Here is a 1,426-nt window from a genome sequence, read left to right on the forward strand (position 1 = left end):
GCCGGTGGTGTTCAGTGAATCGGTCATCATTACTCCTCAATACGGTTCAGGGCAAAGCCGGTGATGCTCACCCGCGCTTCGTTGTCCACGTTGTATTCGTCACCCACCGTCTGCACGGTAAAGTTCTGGTACGTGATAGTCTTGTCGCCGCCGTCCTCGGGAAACAGCGTCAGTTTTGCGTCCACGATGTTTTCCCAGATGAAGGTGCGGCCTTTGGGTTTGACCGCCTCCAGCGTCAGGTTGTACGTCGCGATGCCGTTGACATGCCCGCGTGCGCGGCCGGTCGAGTTCATGGTCTTCACCAGCTTGCGCCCGGTATCGACCGTCGGACTGACGCGGGTCACCTCGATTTCCGTGCCGTTCACTTCCAGCACAATCGGCCCAATGTAGACATCTGCCATGGCTCTCTCCTCAGTACAGGTAGACCGTGCCGGTCAGGATATGCAGGCCGCGTACCACCGGGGCGGGGATACCCACATCCGCGCGGGTCCGGTCCTGCGTATTACGTGTGACGGTCACCTGATTTTTGTATGTGTCGATATCTTCCACCCACTCCAGCCGCTCCATGGCGTACAGCACATCCAGCGTCTCCGAGCGGATTTGCTGCAGCCTGCGGTCGGTCAGTTTCCCGCCGTTCGGGAAGCGCTGCGACATCCTTGTGCGCCATGCCAGCCGGATGGCATCGAGGGTGCGGATGGTGGTGATATCCAGCAGCGTGTCATCGTCCGTGCCTGCCGCGTTCTTAATGTATGTACTGATGGCGCGAACCAGCTGTACCCGGCTGCCCTGCACCCGGAACGGGGTCAGGCCGTTATGCAGCGCTTTCTCTTCTTCAGTGCGCATCGGCCAGGCGGACTGGGGTGTGATATCCAGCCCCGGCAGTTCGCGGTTATCCAGCGGCTCGGACGGGTCGTCCTCGCTGATAAGGGTTGCAGCGTACACTGCCGCGATTTCGCCGGGGCTGCACAGCGAACCGTTATGCCAGCCCGTGGTCATGCGGGCGGCATTGACGGTGCCGGTCAGAGTGGTCCCGGTCGCCAGCGTGCCGCGCCAGCCGGTCACCCCGATAGCCCCGCGTTGCTCCACCGGGCCGGAGACTTTGTCGAGATGAGTGGCCAGCTTACCCATGGCCGTACTTGTACTGTACGGCATTACAATCACCGTGTGCCCGGCGCTGAAGATGGCAGCGAGCGCCGGGGCGATATCCGGGTCACCGGCCCCGCCTGCCATCGGTTTCATCGCGCCGGTGATGCCGTCCGCCGTGATGGTGAGCACCAGCCCGGTTTCATTCCCGCAGGTGCCCTTGTTGCGGGCCGTCAGCGTGATGCCTTTGACTTTGGGTGGGTCAGCCTCAAAGGTCACCGGGGTGACATCCCCCGATTCTGCCGTAAGCGGCAGGTCAGCGCGGGCGGTGATGGCCCCCACG

The 1,426-nt window shown here is 62.6% G+C and carries 2 protein-coding genes; both read right to left on the reverse strand.

The genetic code is table 11. From position 1 onward, the window contains the following. Positions 1 to 29: 29 nt before the first annotated feature. Positions 30 to 401, reverse strand: a complete 372-nt coding sequence (locus B9Y90_RS26125) for a hypothetical protein (RefSeq protein WP_061279007.1) — start codon at positions 399 to 401, stop codon at positions 30 to 32. A 10-nt stretch (positions 402 to 411) separates the two neighbouring features. Then, on the reverse strand, positions 412 to 1,426 hold a 1,015-nt coding region (locus B9Y90_RS26130; RefSeq protein ID WP_176227950.1), incomplete at its 5' end, for a phage tail sheath subtilisin-like domain-containing protein.

The sequence above is a fragment of the Cedecea sp. NFIX57 genome (genome assembly GCF_900177785.1).
Classification (GTDB): Bacteria; Pseudomonadota; Gammaproteobacteria; order Enterobacterales; family Enterobacteriaceae; genus Cedecea; species Cedecea neteri_C.